The following is a 21,266-nucleotide window of genomic DNA, read 5'->3' as shown; positions in this document are numbered from 1 at the left end:
AGTCCGGGTTTCAGACCGGGATATTGTCGATCAGCCGCACGCCCTCGATCCAGGCGGCGGCCAGCATCCGGCGCGGGCGACCCGGATCCTCCGAGGTCAGAAGCGTCTCGGCATCGCGCAATTCGATATATTCCACCCGCTCGAACCCCGCCCGCAGCACCGCCGCGCCCGCATCGCGGATCGCCTGCCGCTCGGGCTGGCCCGCGCGGATCTCTTCGGCGGCGGCGGTCATCGCGGCATGCAGCCGGGGCGCATTCGCGCGCGCCGGGGCCGAAAGGCGGCGATTGCGCGAGGACATCGCCAACCCGTCCGCTTCGCGCACGGTCTCGCATCCGACGACGGCCACCGGCAGGTTCAGGTCGCGCGCAAGGCGGCTGACCACCTGCAATTGCTGCCAGTCCTTCTGGCCGAAATAGGCGCGATGGGCCTCGGTCATGCCGAAAAGCTTGGTCACCACCGTCGCCACGCCGTCGAAATGGCCGGGCCGCATCTGGCCCTCCAGCGGTTCCGAGACACCGCCCACCGACACCCGGGTCACGAAGCCTTCGGGGTAGATCTCGTCGACCGATGGCGCGAAGACCACATCCACAGGCACGCCGGACAGAAGCGCGGCATCGGCCTCAAGCGTGCGGGGATATTTCTGCAGGTCGTCGGGATTGTTGAACTGCGTCGGATTGACAAAGATCGTCGTGATCACCCGGTCGCATTCGCGCCGCGCGCGGCGGGCCAGCGACAGGTGCCCCTCATGCAGGGCGCCCATGGTGGGGACGACGCCCACCATCTCGCCCGCCGCGCGCCAGGCGCGGACGCGGCTGCGCAATTCGGCAGCCGCATGGATGATCTCGGTCATTTGGGGTCTTTCGCGGCGGATTTGGCAGGCAGGATATCGGCAAAGGCATGTTCGGGCGCGGGGAAGCGGCGCGCGCGCACATCGGCGGCATAGGCGGCGATGGCATCGTCCGCGGTCTTGCCCAGTTCGGCATAGCGTTTGACGAATTTCGGACGGAAATCGGTGAAAAGCCCCAGCATGTCGTCGACGACCAGCACCTGCCCGTCGCAGCCCACGCCCGCGCCGATGCCGATGGTCGGGATCGAGAGCGTGCGGCTGACGCGGGCGGCCAGCCCCTCGGGCACCTTCTCCAGAACGACCGAGAAGGCCCCGGCGGCCTCGACCGCAAGGGCATCCTCCATCAGCACCTCGGCCTCGGCGCCGCGCCCGACGACCTTGTAGCCGCCCAGCGTGTTGACCGCCTGAGGCGTCAGTCCGATATGCGCCATCACCGGCACACCGCGCGCGGTCAGGAAGGCGATGGTCGGCGCCATATGGGTGCCGCCCTCCAGCTTGACGGCGGGGGCGCCGGTCTCGGCCATCAGCCGGGCGGCGTTGCGATAGGCCTGTTCGGGGCCTTCCTCATAGGATCCGAAGGGCATGTCGATCACGCACATCGCCTTCGACAGCCCCCGCATCACCGCGCGCCCATGCAGGATCATCATCTCCATCGTCACGCCGATGGTCGAGGGCAGGCCATGCACGACCATGCCCAGGCTGTCGCCCACAAGCGCCACGTCGCAATGCGGATCGACCAGCCGGGCGACCGGCGTGGTATAGGCGGTCAGGACCACGATCGGATCGCCGCCTTTCCTTGCGCGGATCTCGGGCGGCAGGACGGGTTTGAGGGAAGTGCTGGCGCTCATCGGCTTTCTGGCCTCCGGCTGTTCTCGGATCGCCCGGCATAAGGGCACAGCCGCGCGCGCTGCGCAAGAATGCGGCGCAAGTTTTACCGAAGGCCCCGCCCTGTTCCGGCGGGTTCCCCGCCCGGCTTTCGCTTGACCCCGCGCCCCTAGCGACGGCACTCTCGGCGCCTGCGACGGCCGGTTTCGGCAAGGAGGTTTCCCGTGACCCACCCCCTGATCCTGCGCGTGACCCGCGACGGCATCCCCCCGAGATCGAGCGGCCCGCCCCGGAAAAGCGGCTGGCCGGGGACCCGGTCCACACCAGCTGGAGCATCGAGGAAACCCCGGACGGGATCTTCTGCGGATTGTGGCAGGCGACGCCGGGGAAGTGGAAGGTCGCCTATTCGGAATGGGAATATGTCCTGATCCACGAGGGCCATTCGATCCTGACCGACGCCCAGGGCCGCGAGACCCATCTGAAGGCCGGGGACCGCTTCGTCATCCGCCCGGGTTTCGAAGGCACATGGGAGGTGATCGAGACCACCTTGAAGGATTACGTCATCAAGGTCTGATCCGGGCCGAATGCGGAACGCCGCCCCGGGAAACCAGGGCGGCGTCGGAGCATCGGGGTTTTCAGATCTCGACCACGACCGAAGGCGGGCAATCCTCGGCCGAGATGCGCTGGCGGCGGCACTGGCGCAGACGCTCGCGCTCGGCCTCGGCGGCGGCCCTTTCGACGGCGATCCGTTCGGCTTCGGCCCGCGCCTCGGCCTCGGCGGCCTGGCGGGCCTCGATCTCGGCGCGCTCGACCAGTTCGCGCTCCTTACGGGCGATATTCTCGGGGGTTTCGGGCACGGCGCGCCCCCATGCGTCATCCATATATGGCCCCTCGATGGCGATGCTTTCCTCAAGCGTGCGGACCTTGACCTGCGCGCCGGAGCCCACCCGCTCGTAAAGATCCATCACGTCCTGGTTGAACAGCCGGATACAGCCCGCGCTGGTCGCCCGCCCGATCGAGGCAGGGTCGACGGTGCCATGGATGCGGAACATGGTGTCGCGCCCGCCGCGATAGAGATAAAGCGCGCGCGAGCCCAGCGGATTCTCAAGCCCGCCGGGCAGGCCGCCCGCGAATTCGGCATACATTTCCGGCTGGGTGCGGATCATGTTCGCCGTGGGCGTCCAGCTTGGCCATTCCGCCTTGCGCCCGATATAGCCATTGCCCCGGAAGGAGGTGCCCTCGCGCCCGACGGCGATGGCATAGCGCAGCGCGCGGCCGCCTTCGAGCACCAGGTAAAGCTGGCGGACATAGACATCGACGACGATGGTGCCCGGCGCGTCGCCCGCGGTGTATTCGACCTCGGCGCGGCGGTTTTCCTCACGCAGATACATCGGGTCGATGCCCGGGATCAGGTAGTTGCCGTCCTGTACCGCCTCATACCCCGGGACGGTGACAGCCGGGGGTGCCTCGACCCGGGGCTTGGGGCCGCAGGCGGCCAGCAGGACAAGGGCGGCAAGGGCGCTCAGGCGCGGGAGAAAAAGCGTCACGGTCGGGATCCGTCTTCAGTTGCATTCTGTCAAACAGGCCGGAGAAACCGGCAAGGCGGGCCCAAGCGACAGGGCGCCCTCTCTTGCGGCACCTTGCGCCATGCCGGGGGGAAGGCGTCAAGCCCCCGCATGGCGCAAGGCTGCGGAAAGTCAGGGGATCGTGGTTTCCGGGACGTTTTCGGCGCGGATTTCCACCTGCCGGGCCGGTCGGGGCTTCCTTGCAGCCCGATCGCATCGCGATGCCCGAATCCCGGTCGGATTTTCACAAAACGCGCAGCGCCTTCGCGCAGGCGCCCGGAACGCCCCGGATCACCAGCGGCGCAGGGCCGCCTCGTCGCTCTCGCGTGCCGCGACCCAGGTCGCGCCATCCGGCCCGATCTCTTTCTTCCAGAAGGGCGCGCGGGATTTCAGGTAGTCCATCAGGAATGCCGCCGCCTCGAAAGCCGCCGCGCGATGGGGCGCGGCCGTGGCGACCATCATGATCGTCTCGCCCACCCGCAACCTGCCGTGGCGATGGATCACGAGCGCATCCTCCAGCGACCAGCGCGCCCGGGCCTGGGCCGCGATGGCGGCCAGGGCCTTTTCGGTCATGCCGGGGTAATGTTCGATCTCCATCGCGACAAGGCGCCCGCCCTCGCCGCGCACGAGGCCCGAGAAGCTGACCACCGCCCCGGCCGCATGCAGCCCGGCCGAAAAGTCCGAAAGCGCGGCCCCGGCGTCGAAGGGCTCTGGCTGAAGGATGACGCGCATCCCGGCCTCAGCCGCCGGTCATCGGCGGAAAGAAGGCGACCTCACGCACCCCCGCCAGCGGAGAGGAGAATTCGGCCATCTCCTGGTCCAGCGCCACCCGCAGGCTGGCTCGGTCCTGAAAGGCCAGGGCGTAGCCCTCGCCCCTCGCGATCAGTTCCTCGACCAGACCGGCGACGGTGGCGGCCCCGGTCTCGACCCTCTCGCGCGGCAGGCCCACCCTTTCGCGCAGCCAGGCGAAATACAGCACCTCGATCATGCGTCGTCCCGCAGATAGGGCCGCGACTTCGTGTAATATTCCCATCCGGTCAGGGCCGTCAGCACCGCCGCGATCCAGATCAGCACCAGCCCGACCAGATTGGCGAAAGAGGCGCAATCGCGCGAACCGCAGGCGCGGATCGGATCGGCCTCGCCAAGCGCCACCGCCTCGGCATATTCGTCGGCGGTCATGCCATGGACCGCCAGCCCGTTCACATATTCCAGCCCGGTGCCCAGAAACAGCGCGGCAATCGCCACCATCTGCGCCGTGGTCTTCCATTTCGCCAGCTTGGTGACCTTCAGAAGCCCCGCCTTCGCCCCCATGAATTCGCGTAGGCCCGAGACGAAGACCTCGCGAAACAGGATGATCGTCGCGGGCAGGATCAGCCAGGGGTTCATCCCGTTGTAGCCGGTGATGACCATGATCGCGATCACCACCATGGCCTTGTCGGCGATCGGGTCCAGCATGGCGCCGAATTTCGATTCCTGCTTCCACAGCCGGGCCAGATAGCCATCGAAGTAATCGGTGATCGCCGCCCCCACGAACAGCGCAAGCGCCAGCCAGTCGGCCCAGGGGCGCTGGAAATAAAGGAACATCACCGCAACCCCGGGGGCCGCGAAGAGCCGAAGAACCGTCAGGATATTCGGGATCGTCCAACGCATGGGCGATTGGTAGCCGATGCGCGCGGGCGGCGAAAGGGAAAACACCCGTGCAGCCCCCGCGCCCGGACGACCTCCGGCCCCGTGGCCCGGATCAGGGATGGCCCAGATGCTCGACCAGGATCATCAGGCCCAGCCCGGCAAGGGCGATCCCGCCCACCCCCTCGGCCCATCGGCCAAAGCGCAACCCGACCAGCCCGCCCGCCAGGACGCCCGCCGTGCTCATCATCATGGTCGCAAGACCGATCGCCAGCGAGACGACGATGATGTTGATCTCGAAAAACGCCAGCGAGACCCCCACCGCCATCGCGTCGATCGAAGTGCCGAATGCGGTGGCGATCAGGGCCCAGCCGGTGGCCCTGGGGCGCATGCCGTCTTCGTCCACGGGCGGGTTCAGCGCCTGAAGCACCATCCGCCCGCCCACGCCGACCAGAAGCGCGAAGGCGATCCAGTGGTCGAAGATCTGGACATAGACGCTGGCGGCGGTGCCCAGCAGCCAGCCGATCAGCGGCGTCAGCATCTCGATGGCGCCGAAGACGAAGCCGGTGCGCATCGCGAAGCCGAAGCCCGGGCGCCTGCGCCCCACCCCCTGCCCCAAGGCGGCGATGAAGGCGTCCACCGACATGGAAATGGCCAGAACGCCGATTGCGACGGGCGACATTGCGGATCCTCCGGGGCTGACCTGGCGCAGGACGGACCCCGCCCGCAGGGTCCGTCCTCCACGGTCTTGCAAGGCCCCGAAGGCCGACGCGCCACGCGGAGTACCTCCGCGAGGATGTTGACGCGCTTCCGCCCGGATGGGTCCGGCGGCTGCTACTCCCCGATGGCGGCCTTCATAAGCGAGCTTTCCGCCAGATCAAGCCAAATTTATAAAAATATCTTATGAAATCAATGTGTTGAAACTGATACGCATTTGCAGGACCGGCGACGCAGGACCGGCCCGGGCCGCTCAGTCGCGGTGGAAAAAGTTGTAGACCGTCTCGGCCATGGCCTCGGAAATGCCGTCCACCGCCATCAGATCCGGCAGCGCCGCCCGGCTGACCGCCTTGGCCGATCCGAAATGCGACAGCAGGGCGCGCTTGCGCGCGGCCCCCACGCCGGGGATCTCGTCAAGCGGCGTGGCGCCCACGGTCTTCGCCCGTTTCGCCCGATGCGCGCCATTGGCCCAGCGGTGCGCCTCGTCGCGCAGGCGCTGGATGAAATACAGCACCGGGTCGTTGCGTTGCAGGGCCATGGGGCGCTGGCCGATGCGGTGGAACTCTTCCTTGCCCGCGTCGCGGTCGATCCCTTTGGCGACGCCGACCATGGCGATGTCCTCGATCCCCAGATCGGCCATGATCCCGGCCACGGCCGAGACCTGGCCCGCCCCGCCGTCGATCAGCAGAAGGTCGGGCCAACTGTCCGAGCGGCGGTCGGGATCCTCGGCGACCAGGCGCTCGAACCGGCGGGTCAGCATCTCGCGCATCATGCCGAAATCGTCGCCGGGGGCGCCCGCCTCGCCCTTGATGTTGAACTTGCGATACTGGCTTTTGATGAAACCCTCGGGCCCGGCCACGATCATGCCGCCCACCGGATGGGCGCCCTGGATGTGCGCATTGTCGTAGACTTCAATCCGGCGCGGCGGGCCGTCGAGGTCGAAGGCATCGGCCAGCCCCTGCAACAGCCGGTTCTGCGTCGCGCTTTCCGACATCCGCCGCGCAAGGCTTTCACGGGCGTTGCGGCTGGCATTCTCGACCAGCTCGGCCTTTTCGCCCCTTTGCGGAACGGCGATCTCGACCCTGCGGCCCGCGCGGGCCGACAGCGCCTCGGCCACCAGGTCGGGGTTCTCCAGCGGATGCGACAACAGGACCAGCCGGGGCGGCTCCTTGTCGTCGTAGAACTGGGTCAGGAAGGCCTCGAGGATCTCGGGCTCCTCGGCACCCGAGCCGGTGCGGGGATAGAAGTCGCGGTTGCCCCAGCTCTGGTTCGCGCGGACGAAGAAGACCTGCACGCATGCCTGGCCGTGATCGAGGTGGACGGCCACCACATCCGCCTCGGCCACGCCGCGCGGATTGATGCCCTGGGCGCTCTGCACCGCGGTCAGCGCCTTGATCCGGTCGCGCAGGGCGGCAGCGCGCTCGAACTCCATCGCATCCGAGGCCTTCTGCATCTCGCCCGCCAGATCGGCTTGGACGCCGGTGGACTTGCCCGACAGGAAACGCTCGGCATCGTGGACCAGGGCGGCATATTCCGTCTCGTTCACCCGGCCGACGCAGGGCGCGGCGCAGCGCCGGATCTGGAATTGCAGGCAGGGCCGGGTCCGGCTGGCGAAGACCGGATCGGTGCAGTTGCGCAAGAGGAACACCTTCTGCAACTGGTTCAGCGTGCGGTTCACCGCGCCCGCGCTGGCGAAGGGGCCGAAATAGCTGCCCTTTTCCTTGCGCGCGCCGCGATGCTTCTTCAGTGCCGGAAAGGGATGGGCCTTGCCGATCAGGATATAGGGGAAGCTCTTGTCATCCCGCATCAGCACGTTGTAGCGCGGCTTGAGCTGCTTGATCAGGTTCTGTTCCAGCAGCAGCGCCTCGACCTCGGTCCGCGTGGTCAGGAACATCATCGACGCGGTTTCCGAAATCATCCGCTGGATGCGGATCGAATGCCCGCTGGCGCGCGCATAATTCGACACCCGCGCGCGCAGGTTGCGCGCCTTGCCGACGTAAAGCACCTCGGATTGGGCATTCAGCATGCGATAGACGCCGGGGCTGGAATCCAGCATCCGCAGATAGTCGTGTATCAGGTCATGTCCGGTCAGGGGCGGGGTGGTCATCTGCGCATGGCCCGATCAGGAAGAACACGATTCTGGCGCGGTCGGCTGCAATGAACCACGCCCGGGGGCAAGAGGGAAGAAGTCCACGGTTTCTGTGGATAACATTGCGGAGAAACTTTCCCGAGGCCGGATTTTTCCTTGTTTTCCGCACCGCTCCCCGTACCGCCCACTTTTTGGGCATTTCTGCAAACGATTGATTTGTAATGATATATTTTTAACTCATGGGTAATTTCATTGCAAATCAGACGGTTAGGTAACAGCGCCGTGACGCCCTCGGCCAAGGTGGACAACTTTACAGGGATCACTCGACCCCCAGCACATCCGGGGTCTTCCAGCCCAGGTGCTGACCACCGTCGACGGCGATCATCTGCCCGGTAACCGAGGGGCTTTGCAGGAAGAATTGAAGCGCCGCGACCACATCCTCCTCGCCCGCCCCGCGACCCAGGATCGTCGCCGCGCGCTGGCGGGCAAAATGGTCTTCGGTCTGCCGTCCGCCGCGCAGCGTGGGCCCCGGACCGATGGCATTGACCCGGATCGCGGGAGCGAGCCCCTGCGCCGCCGTGCGCGTCAGCGCCCAAAGGCCCATCTTGGCGATGGTGTAGCTGGAAAACTCCGGCGTCGGCTTCCAGACCCGCTGGTCGATCATGTTGACGACCAGCCCCTGCGCAAGCGGCTCACCCGCCTCGTCGAGCAAGGGCGACGGACATTGGCGGGCGAAGCCCTGGATCAGCACATAGGGCGCGCGCAGGTTCGATTCGATATGGCGGTCCCAGCTTTCGCGGGTGGCGGTGTCGATCCGGTCGTATTCGAAGATCGAGGCGTTGTTGACCAGCACCGTCAAGGGCCCGAGCGCCTCGACGGCGCGCGGGATCAGGCCTTCGGTCTCGGCCTCGACCAGCAGGTCGGCCCGCAGCGTGACGGCCCGGCGGCCGAGCGCGCGGATTTCCCGGGCCACCGCCTCGGCCTCGTCGCCCGAGGTGGAATGATGCACCGCCACGTCATGACCCGACCGCGCCAGATGCAGCGCCATCGCCCGGCCAAGCCGCCGCCCGGCCCCGGTGACCAGGGCCGCGCTCATCTCTTGCCGCAGGCGCAGGGGGCCTTGCCGATGCGCGGGCGCCCGCAGGCGGTGCAGGTGGCCTTGCGGCCGGTCAGGCGCGCATCTGGAAAAATCAGCTTGCCGATCATGCCGACCAGCACCATGGCGCAAAGAAAGACGATGACGATCTTCCAGAGCATGTCAGAGCCCGTAGCGCGCCCAAAGCGCGCGCTCCTCAAACGTGGCGAGCGCGGCCTCTCCGGCGGCAAGGCCGAAGCGGCGCAGCAGCCCCTTCTTCTGACCCAGCGGCATCAGCCGGACCTTTTCGCCGTAAAGTTCCTTCATCTTCGGCGCCAGATGCGCCACGCCATCGGCAAGGCCCAGCTCCACCGCGCGGCGGCCCAGCCAGATGTCGGCGTTGAAAAGATCCTCGCCCTCGGCCAGGCGCGTGCCGCGCCGGGCCTTCACCTGGGCGATGAAGGTCTCGTGCAGCGGCGCCAGCAGCGCGCGGATCCGCGCCACATCCTCTTCGCTTTGCGGGCGGAACGGATCGGCGAAGCTTTTCGAGCGCCCGGCGGTATGGACCCGACGCTCGATGCCGTGGCGCTCCATCAGCTCGGCAAAGCCGAAACCGGCCGAAATCACCCCGATCGAGCCGAGGATCGAGCTTTCGTCCACCCAGATCCGGTCCGCCGCCGTTGCCAGCCAATAGCCGCCCGAAGCGGCCACATCCTCGACAAAGGCGTGGACGGGCACGTTCTTCTCGTCCGAAAGCCGCCGGATCCGCGACGCGATCAGCGAACTTTGCGCGGGCGATCCGCCGGGCGAATTGATCACCAGCGCCACCGCCGCGGGCTTGCCGCGCGCAAAGGCCCGCTCGATCACCGGGGCCAGGCCCTGGTCGTTCAGCCCCCTGCCGCCGGGCGCGATGGCGCCCTGAAGGCGGATCACCGGCACGACCGGCGGTTTGGGAAGGAAGGGCAAGGCAATACGCATGGCACAGAGTTAGGCGCCCCGCCGTCTGCGGGCAAGGCCCCTTCCCCGCCGCAGCGCCGGGTTTCACGCTTGCGGGCGGGGGCGGTGCGGGCCACTCTGGCCCGACAGGTGGGAAACCATGATCGACAAGCTGACCATGTTCATCGCGCTCGCCCGTGAGCGCCATTTCGGCCGCGCCGCCGAGGCCTGCGGCATCACCCAGCCCTCGCTGTCGCTTGGCATCCGGCAGTTGGAGGAGCAGCTTGGCGTCCAGCTCGTCCATCGCGGCTCGCGCTTCCAGGGGCTGACGCCCGAGGGCAACCAGGTGCTGGAGCGGGCGCTGCGGATCGTCGGCGACGTGCGCGCCCTGAAGGACGAGATGCGCGCGGCCCATTCCGGCCTGTCGGGGCGGCTGCGGATCGGGGTGATCCCGACCGCCCTGCCGATGGTGGCGGAACTGACGCGCCCCTATCTGGACCGCCACCCGAATGTCTCGGTCTCGATCCTGTCGCGCACCAGCGCCGAGATCCTCGCGGGGATCGAGCGGCTGGAGCTGGAAGCCGGGATCACCTATCTCGACAACGAACCCTTGGGCCGGGTCAGCCAGGTGCCGCTTTACACCGAAAGCTACCGTTTCCTGTGCACGCCGGATGCGGCGCTGGCCGGGCAGGAGCGCGTCACCTGGACCGAGGCGGCGGGCCAGCCGCTGTGCCTTCTGACCGCCGACATGCAGAACCGCCGCATCATCGACCAGCATCTGGCCGGGGCCGCCCGCCTGCCACGGGTTGAGTCGAATTCGACCATCGTCCTTGTCAGCCATGTCGAGACCGGGGCTTGGGCCTCGATCGTGCCCGAGCGGCTGGCGGCGATGTTCTCGGCCGGTGGGCGGCTGGTCTCGATCCCGATGACCGCGCCCGCGACCGGCCATCTCGTCGGCCTGATCGCCCCCCGGCGCGATCCCCAGACCCCGCTGCTGACCGCCCTTGTCGACGCGGCGCAAAGGCTGGCGCGACGCAGAGGATGATAGCCCATGCCTATCCGGTGATGGCCATTTCGAATTGATCGCGCGGCCGGACTGCGGCACCCTTTCCCTTAGCCAGCGAAGGGGAGATCGCCAGCATGTCCGATACAACCGGGATCGCCGACGGTCTCGACGCGATTCTTGCCGCCCATGACGGGGTGGAAGGCGCGCTCTTGCCGATCCTGCATGCGGTCCAGGCCACCTTCGGCCATATCCCCGACGAGGCCCTGCCCCGGATCGCGCGGCACCAGATGATCTCGCGGGCCGAGGTCTGGGGGGTCCTGACCTTCTATCACGATTTCCGCACCCGCCCCGCCGGGCGGCATGTGCTGAAACTGTGCCGGGCGGAAAGCTGCCAGGCCATGGGCGCGGCGGCGCTCGCCGATCATGCCCGCGCCCGGCTTGGCATCGACTGGCACGGCACCACCCCCGATGGGCAGGTGACGCTGGAGCCGGTGTTCTGCCTGGGCCTTTGCGCCTGCGGGCCGGCGGCGATGCTGGACGGTCAGGTGGCGGGGCGGGTCGATCCCGCGCGGCTCGACCGGATGATCGGGGAGCTGGCATGAGGGTCTGGGTCCCACGCGATGCCGCCGCAAGGGCGCTTGGCGCCGAGGCGGTCGTGGCCGCACTGCAGGCCGAGGCGGCGCGGCGCGGCCTGACGGTCGAAATCCTGCGCAACGGCAGCCGCGGCATGGTCTGGCTGGAGCCGCTGGTCGAGGTCGAGACCCCGCGGGGCCGCCAGGCCTTCGGGCCGATGACGCCCGAGACGGTGACCCAGGTCTTCGACGGTGGCCCGCTCGGCCTCGGCCCGACCGAGGACCTGCCATGGATGCGGGCGCAGACCCGGCTGACCTTCGCCCGCTGCGGCGTGATCGAGCCGCTTTCCATGGCGCAGTATCGCGCCCATGGCGGGCTTGAAGGGCTGGCCCGCGCCTTGACGCTTGCCGAAGAGGCCGGAGGGGGCATCGTCGAGGAAATCGCCGCCTCGGGCCTGCGCGGGCGGGGCGGCGCGGGCTTTCCCACCGGCATCAAATGGAAAACCGTCCGCGATGCGCCCGGCCCGCGCAAATATATCGTCGCCAATGCCGACGAAGGCGACAGCGGCACCTTCGCCGACCGCATGCTGATCGAGGGCGATCCCTTCTCGCTGATCGAGGGGATGGTCATCGCGGGGCTTGGCGTGGGGGCCCGGAAGGGTTTCGTCTATTCGCGCTCGGAATATCCCGATGCGAACCGGACCATGGCCCGGGCCATCGCCATCGCCCGGGCCGAGGGGGTGCTGGGCCCCTCGATCCTCGGCTCGGGCCAGGCATTCGATCTGGAGCTGAGGATCGGCGCCGGCGCCTATGTCTGCGGCGAGGAGACCGCGCTTCTCAACAGCCTTGAGGGCAGGCGCGGCACCGTCCGCGCCAAGCCGCCCCTGCCCGCGCTTGCGGGGTTCATGGGACGGCCGACGGTGGTGAACAACGTGATCTCGCTGGCGACGGTGCCCGCGATCCTGCGCCACGGCGCGGCGCATTACGCCGGTTTCGGCATCGGACGCTCACGCGGGACGATCCCGTTGCAGATCGCCGGAAATGTCCGGCGCGGCGGGCTGTTCGAGGCGGGCTTCGGCCTGACGCTTGGCCAGATCGTGCACGAGATCGGCGGCGGCACCGCCTCGGGCCGGGCGGTGAAGGCGGTGCAGGTGGGCGGCCCGCTCGGGGCCTATCTGTCGCCCGATCAATTCGACATCCCCTTCGGATATGAGGAATACGCGGGCCAGGATGCGCTGATCGGCCATGCCGGGATGACGGTGTTCGACGACACCGCCGACATGGCCGGGCTGGCGCGCTTCGCGATGGAATTCTGCGCCATCGAATCCTGCGGCAAATGCACCCCCTGTCGTATCGGCGCCCGCCGCGGGGTCGAGACCATCGACCGCATCGCGCGCGGCGACGACGGCGCCGTCGCGCTGCTGGAGGACCTTTGCGCCACGATGAAGGCGGGATCGCTTTGCGCGCTTGGCGGGTTCACGCCCTATCCGGTGCTGTCGGCCCTGCGCCATTTCCCCGATGATTTTGCGCCCCCAGCCCGCGAGGCCGCCGAATGAAAGATTTCATCCTTCCGCCCCTGCCCGGCCAGGATCGCGACATGGGCACGCCCGCCGCGCGCTCCAGCACCATGGTCACGCTGGAGATCGACGGATTCGAGGTCACCGTGCCCGAGGGCAGCTCGATCATGCGCGCGGCGGCCGAGGCGGGGATCGGCGTGCCGAAGCTTTGCGCCACCGACAGTCTTGAGGCCTTCGGTTCCTGCCGTCTCTGCCTTGTCGAGATCGAGGGCCGGACCGGCACGCCCGCCTCCTGCACCACGCCGGTCGCCCCCGGGCTGCGGGTCCGCACCCAGACCGAGCGGCTGAAGCGGTTGCGGCGCGGCGTGATGGAGCTTTACGTCTCGGACCATCCGCTCGACTGCCTGACCTGCGGCGCCAATGGCGATTGCGAATTGCAGGACATGGCCGGGGCGGTCGGGCTGCGCGATGTCCGCTATCAGCCCGAGGCCACGCATTTCCGCCCCCGCGATGCCGGGGGCCAGGCCAACCCGGACTGGCGCCCCAGGGACGACAGCAATCCCTATTTCAGCTACGACCCGTCGAAATGCATCCTGTGCAACCGCTGTGTCCGCGCCTGCGAGGAGGTGCAGGGCACATTCGCCCTGACGGTCGAGGGCCGGGGCTTCGACGGCCGCATCCACGCGGGCGCCGGCGGGGACGATTTCCTCGGTTCGGATTGCGTCTCCTGCGGGGCCTGCGTGCAGGCCTGCCCCACCGCCACGCTGATCGAGAAATCGGTGCTCGAAATCGGCACGCCCGAGCGCGCCGTCCTGACCACCTGCGCCTATTGCGGCGTGGGCTGCCAGTTCAGGGCCGAGATGCGCGGCGACGAGTTGGTGCGGATGGTGCCCTGGAAACATGGCAAGGCCAACCGGGGCCATTCCTGCGTCAAGGGCCGGTTCGCCTATGGCTATGCCAGCCACCGCGACCGCATCCTCAAGCCGATGATCCGCGAGAGCATCGCCGACCCCTGGCAGGAGGTGTCCTGGTCCGAGGCGATGGCATTCGCCGCCCGCCGCATGGCCGCGATCCAGGCCCGGCACGGGCGGCGATCGGTGGGGGTGATCACATCTTCGCGCTGCACCAACGAAGAGACCTGGCTGGTGCAGAAGCTCGCCCGTGCGGTATTCCTGAACAACAACACCGACACCTGCGCCCGCGTCTGCCATTCGCCCACCGGCTATGGGCTGGGCCAGACCTATGGCACCAGCGCGGGCACGCAGGATTTCGATTCGGTCGAGGATTGCGACGTGGCGCTGGTGATCGGCGCCAACCCGCATTCCGGCCATCCGGTCTTCGCCTCGCGGCTGAAAAAGCGCCTGCGGCAGGGCGCGAAGCTGATCCTGATCGACCCGCGCCGCACCGAAATGGCCGAGGGCCCGCATTTCCGCGCCGCCCATCACCTTGCGCTGACGCCGGGGACCAATGTCGCGGTGATCACGGCGCTGGCCCATGTGATCGTCACCGAGGGCCTGCTGGACGAAGAGTTCATCCGCGCCCGCTGCGATATGGACAGCTTCGCCGATTACCTCGACTTCATCCGCGATCCCCGCCACGCCCCCGAGGCGGTCGCGCTGCTGACCGGCGTGCCCGCGGCCGAATTGCGCGCCGCCGCCCGGCTTTACGCCACCGGCGGCAATGGCGCGATCTATTACGGCCTGGGCGTGACCGAGCACAGCCAGGGCTCTACCACCGTGATCGCCATCGCCAATCTGGCGATGCTGACCGGCAATATCGGCCGCCCCGGCACCGGCGTCAGCCCGTTGCGCGGGCAGAACAACGTGCAGGGCTCGTGCGATATGGGCTCCTTCCCGCATGAGCTGCCGGGCTACCGCCATGTCAAGGGCGCCGAGGTGCGCGAGGTGTTCGAGACGCTCTGGGGCGTCACCATCGACCCCGAGCCGGGATTGCGCATCCCCAACATGCTCGACGCCGCCGTCGAGGGAGGGTTCCGGGGCCTTTACTGCCAGGGCGAGGACATCCTGCAATCCGACCCCGACACCCGCCATGTCTCGGCGGCGCTCGCGGCGATGGATTGCGTGATCGTCCACGATCTCTTCCTCAACGAGACCGCGAATTACGCCCATGTCTTCCTGCCGGGATCGAGCTTTCTGGAAAAGGACGGCACCTTCACCAATGCCGAGCGCCGCATCAACCGGGTGCGCCGGGTGATGGCCCCCCGGCAGGGCCATGCCGATTGGGAGATCACCCAGATGCTGGCCCGCGCCATCCTGCGCGAAACCGGGCGCGAGGAGAGGGGCTGGACTTACACCCATCCCTCGCAGATCATGGACGAGATCGCCATGACCACGCCCTCCTTCGCGGGCGTCAGCTATGAACGGCTCGACCGGCTCGGCTCGGTGCAATGGCCCTGCAACGACAAGGCACCCGAGGGCACGCCGATGATGCATGTTGACGGTTTCGTGCGCGGCAAGGGGCGGTTCATCCGCACCGCCTATGTCGCCACCGACGAACGGACCGGCCCGCGCTTTCCGCTGCTTCTGACCACCGGGCGGATCCTCTCGCAATATAACGTCGGCGCCCAGACCCGGCGCACCGCGAATGTGGCCTGGCATGCCGAGGATGTGCTTGAGATCCACCCCCATGACGCCGAGGCGCGCGGCATCCGCCAGGGCGACATGGTGCGGCTGGCCTCACGCGCGGGCGAGACCAGCCTCAGCGCCGAAATCACCGAGAAAGTCAGCCCCGGCGTGGTCTATACCACCTTCCACCACCCGCGGACCCAGGCCAATGTCATCACCACGGATTACTCGGACTGGGCGACCAACTGCCCCGAATACAAGGTGACCGCGGTCGAGGTCCGGCTTTCCAACGGGCCGAGCCGCTGGCAGGAGGAATACGACATGCAATCCGCGCGCGCGCGGCGCATCCTTCCGGCGGCGGAATGACGGTGCAGGGCGCAAGGCCGCTGCCCCGGCTGGTGTTCGGCGGGCCGGGGGCGCCCGAACAGGGGGCCCGCCTGCTGCCCGAGGAATGCGCCGTCGCCTTGTCCTTCAACGGCTCCACCCAGGCTGTGATGATGGCGACGCCTGCTGATCTTGAGGATTTCGCCTATGGTTTCGCGCTGACCGAAGGGCTGGCCCGGCCCGACGAGATCCTTGAAGTCAATGTCGAGCGCGGCACCCAGGGGATCGACGTGCAAAGCTGGCTGGTGCCCGAGGCCGAGGCGCGCCTCGCCGCCCGCCGCCGCACCATGGCCGGGCCGGTGGGCTGCGGGCTTTGCGGCATCGATTCCATCCGCGAGGCGCTGCGCGAACGCGCCCCGGTGTCCGAGACCGGCTTTCGCATCACCCCCGACGAGGTCGGCGCCGCCATCGCCGCCCTGCCCGCCCGGCAGCCGCTGCACGACCTGACCCGCGCCGCCCATTGCGCCGGATACTGGACCGGCGGCGCCCTGCTGGCCACGCGAGAGGATGTCGGGCGGCACAATGCGCTCGACAAGCTGGCCGGGCATCTGGTTCGCCATCCGCATGGGCCGGGCGCGGTGCTGCTGACCTCGCGCGTGTCGATCGACATGGTGCAGAAGGTGGCCGCCATCGGCGCGCCGGTGCTGATCGCGGTTTCGGCCCCCACCGCCGATGCGGTCGCCCTGGCGGACCGGCTGGGGATCACGCTGATCGCGCTGGCGCGCGGCGCGCGGTTCGAGCTTTTCACCCATTCCGACCGGCTTCTTGCCGGATCCGTCGCGGGGGCCCGCTGATGTCGCGCGAAAAGATCATCCGCATGGCGAACCAGATCGCGCTTTTCATGGAAACGAAGCCGCATGACGAGGGCGTGGCCGGACTCGCCGCCCATATCAACGACTTCTGGGAACCGGGGATGCGCGCCCGGCTGCTTGAGCTGCTGGATGGCGAAGCGGACGGCCTGCGCCCGATGGTGGTCGAATCCGCGCCGCAGATCCGCCGCCCGCCGGGCTGAAGGATCCGCCGGGCTTAGAGTTCCGCTGCGCCGCCCGCGCTTTGGCGGACATGGCTCCAGCGCCCGGGATCGACCTGCCGCGCCAGCCGCAGATAGCTGAAAAGGCCGGTGAAAAGCCCCAGGGCGGACAGAAGCATCGCGACCGTCACCTCTGCGCCCCCTTCCGTCAGCGCGAGATAGCCGAACACCCAGAAACCCGACCAGCCGATCACGCAAAGCACCGCGAGCAGTTTCATCATCCCCTCCCTGTCCGGTTCCGCTCGGTCCGCTTGCGCAGCCATGGGCCGACCGTTCTCTCCGAGAGGGCAGTCTAACGCAAAAACCGGGGTTGTCGCGACAATTCGTCGCGGCACTGCGGCATCAAAGCCAGCAGGCGGTCAGGATATGGCCCTCGACCCGGCGCCAGCGCCCGGTGATGGCCGCGCCCGGGGCGAAGCTGCAGATGCGCTGCACGAAGCGCAGCGAAAGCCGGTCGCACCGGACCGAAAGCGCCAGCACCTCGAAGCCGAACACCTGCCGGGTCAGGGGATATTGCGCCTTGTAGGCGGCCTCCTTGGCGCTGAAGACCAGCCGCGCGGCACGACCGGGATCGGGGCGCGACAGGGCCCATTCCCGCTCGGACGGCGACAGGATCGCCTCCCACAGATCGGGGGGAAGTGCCGCATCCTCTTCCAGGTCAAGCCCGATCCCGCCGCCCGAGGCCGGTCGAACGGCGGCGAGGCAGGCCCGGGCGCTGTGGGTGATCGTGCCCTCGACCCCCTTCGGCCAGACCGGGGCGCGGTCGGGGCCATGGGGGATCGCGGCGGCGGCAAGGCCCAGTTCCGCCATCGCCGCCCGCGCCGCCTGTCGCCCGGCCGAAAACTCGCGCAGGCGCGGCGGCAGGGCGCCGGACAGCGCCTCGCCCGGGAAGGGAGCCGCCGGTTGCCGCGGATCCCGCGCCGCCACGGTGCAGCCGGGCGGCAGGATCCGCCGCGCCGCCTGCGCGAGCCTGACCAGATCAGGCATCCACGCCGCGCCGCGCCAGCCGCATCGCGCGCCGCCGCGCCATCGCGTCATCCAGCGTTCCGCCGATGGTCGGGGCCGGATCGGCGCGGAACGGCTGCGCCACGGCGGGCGCGGGCGCGGGGGCCCTCGGCCCCTCGATATGCGCGGCCAGCGCCGAAAGCTGCGGGAAACGGAAGATATCGGTGATCGAGACCTTGGCCGAAAGCTTTTCGCGGATCTCGCGATGGGCCTGGACCGCCAGCAGGCTGTGCCCGCCGAGGGCGAAGAAATTGTCCTCGGCCCCCACCCGAGGCACCCCCAGCACATGCTGCCAGATCGCGGCAAGCTGCGCCGCCACGCCCTGTTCGGGCGGCTTGAAGGCCGCCGGGCTGATCGGGGCCGCCGCCTGCGGCGCGGGCAGCGCCTTGCGGTCGACCTTGCGGTTCGGCGTCAGCGGGAAGGCGTCGAGCGCGACGAAATGCGCGGGCAGCATATGTTCGGGCAGTTCCGCCGCCAAAGCCGCGCGCAAGGCGGGCTCATGCGCGGTGCCGGTGACATAGGCCACCAGCCGCAGGTCGCCGGGGCTGTCCTCGCGCGCCATCACCACGGCCTGGCGCACGCCGGGCTGCGCCTCCAGCACCGATTCGATCTCGCCCAGTTCGATCCGGTAGCCGCGCAGCTTCACCTGATGGTCGGTGCGGCCGATGAAATCCACCTTGCCGTCGGGACGGCGCCTGACCAGATCGCTGGTGCGATACATCCGCCCGGGATGGAACGGATTCGGCTTGAACCGTTCCTCGGTCAGGTCGGGGCGCTGCCAGTAGCCGCGCGTCACGCCCTCGCCGCCGATCCACAACTCGCCCTCGACGCCCGGGGGCACCGGGGCCATGGCCTCGTCGAGGACGTAAAGCTGCTGGTTCGCCAGGGCGGTGCCGATGTTCGACACCGGCTCGGTCTCGCCAACCTCCTCCACGCTCGACCAGATGGTGGTTTCGGTGGGACCATACATGTTCAAAAGCCGCGCCACGCCCGCGCGACGCAGATCGGAGACCAGCGCGCCGGGCAGCGCCTCGCCCCCCACCATCATCGTGCCGATCCGGCCAAGGGCCATGCGGCTGTCGTCGTTCATCGCGATCATCCGCGCCATCGAGGGCGTGCATTGCAGATGGGTCACGCCATGGCGGATGATCTGCGCCGCGATCGAGAAATCGTCCTCCTCGACGCCGCCGCCGGAATTGGCGCGGCGCACCACCTCGGCCAGGGGATAGAGCCCCTCCATCACCTTGTCGGGCGCGATGCCGTAGTCGATCAGGCAGGCCACCTCATCCACGCCGATGCGCTTGAGCTGCTCAACCCGCGCCAGCGCATCCTCGACCGTGCCGAACAGGCCCGATTCCTCGAAATAACGCTGGAAGGCGAAATCGAGGATCGCCTCGTTCTCTTCGGCCGAAAGCGTGCGCAGATCGATGTCCATCGGATCAGTGACGCCCTCGGGCTTTTTGAAGGCCGGGAAGGCCCAGGCATATTGCTTCACCAGGCCCACGGCGGCGGCGAGATAGGCCTTCATCGGCCCCTCGGCCACGCGGCGCACCTGGGCGCGGTCGCGCCCGACATAGGTGTGCAGCATCAGGGTGACGGTGAAATCCTGCGGATCATGGCCCGCCGCGCGCAGGGCGGCGTGATAGAGGCCGATCTTCTCGGCCACCTCGGCAATCGACTGGCCCAGAAGATGGGTCAGGACATTCGCGCCCATCTCGCCCGCCTCGCGCCAGGTCTGCGGATTGCCCGCCGTGGTCACCCACAGGGGCAGTTCCCTCGACACCGGGCGCGGCTGGCTGCGAACGGTGAAGGGCGTGCCGTCGGCCTTGGGGAAATCCACCCCCTCGCCACGCCACAACCGGCGGATCTGATCGGCGGCCCGATACATCGCCGCCTTGTTCGCGGGCGGGGTGTTTTCCGGGCGCAGCACGAAATCCTCGGGCTGCCAGCCCGAGGCGATGGCAAGGCCCGCGCGGCCGTTCGTCAGATTGTCGATCACCGCCCATTCCTCGGCCACCCGCACCGGATGGTGCAGCGGCACCACGCAGGATCCGGCCCGGACCGAAAGGTTCTTCGTCACCGCCGCCACGGCGGCGCCGGTCACGCTGGGGTTCGGATAGGGCCCGCCGAAGGCGTGGAAATGCCGCTCGGGCGTCCAGATCGCCTTGAAGCCGTGCTGGTCGGCAAAGCGCGCGCCTTCCAGCAGAAGTTCGTATTTCTTCGGCCCCTGGCCATCGTCGTTGCCCCAGTAGTAGAGCGAGAAATCCATCGGCTGGGCAGAGGCGATCCGCCCCGAGGAAACCAGCGCCCGGTTCTCGTCCGAGGAGATCACCACCTTGAACCCGCGCGCGAGCGTCCAGAACAGCTCCAGCACCGAAATGTCGAAGGAAAGCGAGGTGACGGCCAGCCAGACCCCCGGCTCGGGCCCGATCCGTGCATCCATGCCGGTGAAGAAGTTCTGCACGTTGCGATGTTCGACCATGACCCCCTTCGGCCGCCCGGTGGAGCCCGAAGTATAGATCATATAGGCCACGTCCGAGGGGGCGACGCCGCTTTCGGGGTTGGTCGCGGCCGCATCCGCAAGCCGCCCGTCGGTATCGAGCTCCAGCCGCGCCACGCCCATGGGCAGACGCGCCGAGAGGTCCGATTGCGTCACGATCACCGGGCAGGCCGAATCCTCGGCGAACAGCGCCAGCCGCTCGGCCGGATAGGCCGGGTCCATCGGCACATAGGCCCCGCCCGCCTTCTGGATCGCCAGCGCGCCCGCCACCAGATCAAGGCTGCGGCGGGTGGAGAGGCCCACCAGCGTGCCCGGCCGCACCCCCATCTGGATCAGCACATGGGCGGCACGGTTGGCGCGCGCGTTCAACTGCTGATAGGTCAGCACCTGTCCCTCAAAGGCCAGTGCCGGGGCCTCGGGGGTGCGCGCGACCTGCGCCTCGAAGGCGGTATGGACCATGAGGCTGCGGTCATGCGCCACCTCGGTCCGGTTCCAGCGGTCGATCGCCTCGTCCCGCTCGGCCTCGGTCAGGGCGGGCAGGTCGCGCGCGGGGGCCTGCGGCGAAAGCGCGGCGATCCGCCCGGCGATGAAGCCGATGCGGCGGGCCAACACCTGCGCCGCCTCGGGCGCGAGGCGGGCGGCATCGTAATGCAGCGCCTCGGGGGTCAGGGTGATCGCTGTCCCCGCGACCGGCCCGGCCTCGGACAGGCCGACCTGCGGCACCGCCAACCCCGCCAAGGCGCCGTCGCGCGTCATCAGGTCGAGCGGCCAGCCAGGCGCCGGGCGCGCGAGTTCCGCCGCCACCCGGCCCAGGCTTTCCCCGATGGATCCGGCAAGCGCCGCGCGCAGGGGCTGCCAGGGCGCGACGTAACCGGGAAGCCCCGGCGCCGCACGGGCGAAATCCGCCGCCTCCGCCCCGGTCGCGCGCAGGGCCGCCAGGGCAAGCGCCGGAAGCGGCGCGGCAAGCGGCAGGGCGCGCCAGTCGGG

Annotated in this window: 21 protein-coding genes; 7 read left to right on the top strand and 14 right to left on the bottom strand. The window is 68.7% G+C overall.

The window, feature by feature from the left end:
* Positions 1–10: 10 nt before the first annotated feature.
* Together panC and panB are read right to left on the bottom strand one after the other, a co-directional pair.
* On the bottom strand, positions 11–850 hold the full coding sequence (gene panC, locus ABNX41_RS14480) for a pantoate--beta-alanine ligase (RefSeq protein ID WP_438670441.1): 840 nt from the start codon (positions 848–850) through the stop codon (positions 11–13).
* The gene (gene panB / locus ABNX41_RS14475; protein WP_438670440.1) at positions 847–1,695 is read right to left on the bottom strand and encodes a 3-methyl-2-oxobutanoate hydroxymethyltransferase; all 849 of its coding nucleotides are present in this window, start codon (positions 1,693–1,695) and stop codon (positions 847–849) included. The genes panC and panB overlap by 4 nt, the downstream gene beginning before the upstream one ends.
* 251 nt (positions 1,696–1,946) lie before the next feature.
* On the opposite strand from panB, the gene ABNX41_RS14470 reads away from it, so the two are divergent.
* Positions 1,947–2,246, top strand: coding sequence for a cupin domain-containing protein (locus tag ABNX41_RS14470; protein ID WP_438670481.1), 300 nt, complete (start codon positions 1,947–1,949; stop codon positions 2,244–2,246).
* 61 nt (positions 2,247–2,307) lie between these two features.
* Here the strand turns inward: ABNX41_RS14470 and ABNX41_RS14465 are convergent, their stop codons facing one another.
* The 9 genes from ABNX41_RS14465 to ABNX41_RS14425 form a co-directional block, all read right to left on the bottom strand.
* Complete coding sequence (locus tag ABNX41_RS14465; protein ID WP_438670439.1) at positions 2,308–3,219, bottom strand: L,D-transpeptidase; 912 nt, start codon at positions 3,217–3,219, stop codon at positions 2,308–2,310.
* A gap of 309 nt (positions 3,220–3,528) precedes the next feature.
* Positions 3,529–3,969 carry a molybdenum cofactor biosynthesis protein MoaE gene (locus ABNX41_RS14460; RefSeq protein WP_438670438.1) on the bottom strand — a complete coding sequence of 147 codons (441 nt, stop codon included), beginning with the start codon at positions 3,967–3,969 and terminating at the stop codon, positions 3,529–3,531.
* A 7-nt stretch (positions 3,970–3,976) separates the two neighbouring features.
* Complete coding sequence (gene moaD, locus ABNX41_RS14455) at positions 3,977–4,225, bottom strand: molybdopterin converting factor subunit 1 (protein WP_438670437.1); 249 nt, start codon at positions 4,223–4,225, stop codon at positions 3,977–3,979.
* Positions 4,222–4,887 (bottom strand): CDP-diacylglycerol--glycerol-3-phosphate 3-phosphatidyltransferase, encoded by a 666-nt coding sequence (pgsA, locus tag ABNX41_RS14450; protein WP_438670436.1) that lies wholly within the window; start codon positions 4,885–4,887, stop codon positions 4,222–4,224. The genes moaD and pgsA overlap by 4 nt, the downstream gene beginning before the upstream one ends.
* 91 nt (positions 4,888–4,978) lie before the next feature.
* The gene (locus ABNX41_RS14445) at positions 4,979–5,545 is read right to left on the bottom strand and encodes a manganese efflux pump MntP (RefSeq protein ID WP_438670435.1); all 567 of its coding nucleotides are present in this window, start codon (positions 5,543–5,545) and stop codon (positions 4,979–4,981) included.
* A gap of 288 nt (positions 5,546–5,833) precedes the next feature.
* Complete coding sequence (gene uvrC / locus ABNX41_RS14440; RefSeq protein ID WP_438670434.1) at positions 5,834–7,687, bottom strand: excinuclease ABC subunit UvrC; 1,854 nt, start codon at positions 7,685–7,687, stop codon at positions 5,834–5,836.
* Between the two features lie 301 nt (positions 7,688–7,988).
* Positions 7,989–8,765, bottom strand: coding sequence for an SDR family oxidoreductase (locus ABNX41_RS14435; protein ID WP_438670433.1), 777 nt, complete (start codon positions 8,763–8,765; stop codon positions 7,989–7,991).
* The gene (locus ABNX41_RS14430) at positions 8,762–8,926 is read right to left on the bottom strand and encodes a hypothetical protein (RefSeq protein ID WP_438670432.1); all 165 of its coding nucleotides are present in this window, start codon (positions 8,924–8,926) and stop codon (positions 8,762–8,764) included. Before ABNX41_RS14430 ends, ABNX41_RS14435 begins: the two co-directional genes overlap by 4 nt.
* A 1-nt stretch (position 8,927) precedes the next feature.
* Positions 8,928–9,722 (bottom strand): S49 family peptidase, encoded by a 795-nt coding sequence (locus ABNX41_RS14425; RefSeq protein WP_438670431.1) that lies wholly within the window; start codon positions 9,720–9,722, stop codon positions 8,928–8,930.
* 118 nt (positions 9,723–9,840) lie between these two features.
* Here ABNX41_RS14425 and ABNX41_RS14420 point away from each other — a divergent pair, with 118 nt between their 5' ends.
* The 6 genes from ABNX41_RS14420 (at position 9,841) to ABNX41_RS14395 (ending at position 16,756) form a co-directional block, all read left to right on the top strand.
* Positions 9,841–10,725, top strand: a complete 885-nt coding sequence (locus ABNX41_RS14420) for a LysR family transcriptional regulator (protein ID WP_438670430.1) — start codon at positions 9,841–9,843, stop codon at positions 10,723–10,725.
* 95 nt (positions 10,726–10,820) lie between these two features.
* Positions 10,821–11,288, top strand: a complete 468-nt coding sequence (locus ABNX41_RS14415; RefSeq protein WP_438670429.1) for a formate dehydrogenase subunit gamma — start codon at positions 10,821–10,823, stop codon at positions 11,286–11,288.
* Positions 11,285–12,814 (top strand): formate dehydrogenase beta subunit, encoded by a 1,530-nt coding sequence (locus tag ABNX41_RS14410; RefSeq protein ID WP_438670428.1) that lies wholly within the window; start codon positions 11,285–11,287, stop codon positions 12,812–12,814. The genes ABNX41_RS14415 and ABNX41_RS14410 overlap by 4 nt, the downstream gene beginning before the upstream one ends.
* On the top strand, positions 12,811–15,726 hold the full coding sequence (gene fdhF / locus ABNX41_RS14405) for a formate dehydrogenase subunit alpha (RefSeq protein WP_438670427.1): 2,916 nt from the start codon (positions 12,811–12,813) through the stop codon (positions 15,724–15,726). Before ABNX41_RS14410 ends, fdhF begins: the two co-directional genes overlap by 4 nt.
* Positions 15,723–16,538 carry a formate dehydrogenase accessory sulfurtransferase FdhD gene (gene fdhD / locus ABNX41_RS14400; protein ID WP_438670426.1) on the top strand — a complete coding sequence of 272 codons (816 nt, stop codon included), beginning with the start codon at positions 15,723–15,725 and terminating at the stop codon, positions 16,536–16,538. The genes fdhF and fdhD overlap by 4 nt, the downstream gene beginning before the upstream one ends.
* Entirely contained in the window at positions 16,538–16,756 is a 219-nt protein-coding gene (locus ABNX41_RS14395) for a formate dehydrogenase subunit delta (protein ID WP_438670425.1), read from the top strand. Before fdhD ends, ABNX41_RS14395 begins: the two co-directional genes overlap by 1 nt.
* Positions 16,757–16,770: 14 nt before the next feature.
* Here ABNX41_RS14395 and ABNX41_RS14390 read toward each other — a convergent pair whose 3' ends face one another.
* The 3 genes from ABNX41_RS14390 to ABNX41_RS14380 form a co-directional block, all read right to left on the bottom strand.
* Positions 16,771–16,995: a hypothetical protein gene (locus tag ABNX41_RS14390; RefSeq protein ID WP_438670424.1), complete on the bottom strand. Its 225-nt coding sequence runs from the start codon at positions 16,993–16,995 to the stop codon at positions 16,771–16,773.
* 121 nt (positions 16,996–17,116) lie between these two features.
* On the bottom strand, positions 17,117–17,761 hold the full coding sequence (locus ABNX41_RS14385; protein WP_438670423.1) for a 4'-phosphopantetheinyl transferase family protein: 645 nt from the start codon (positions 17,759–17,761) through the stop codon (positions 17,117–17,119).
* The coding region (locus ABNX41_RS14380; RefSeq protein WP_438670422.1) for a MupA/Atu3671 family FMN-dependent luciferase-like monooxygenase at positions 17,754–21,266 on the bottom strand (3,513 nt) is incomplete at its 5' end. The genes ABNX41_RS14380 and ABNX41_RS14385, both read right to left, overlap by 8 nt.

Source organism: Pseudogemmobacter sonorensis (genome assembly GCF_042762395.1).
GTDB lineage: Bacteria > Pseudomonadota > Alphaproteobacteria > Rhodobacterales > Rhodobacteraceae > Pseudogemmobacter > Pseudogemmobacter sonorensis.
This window is presented reverse-complemented; position numbering and strand designations above follow the sequence as displayed.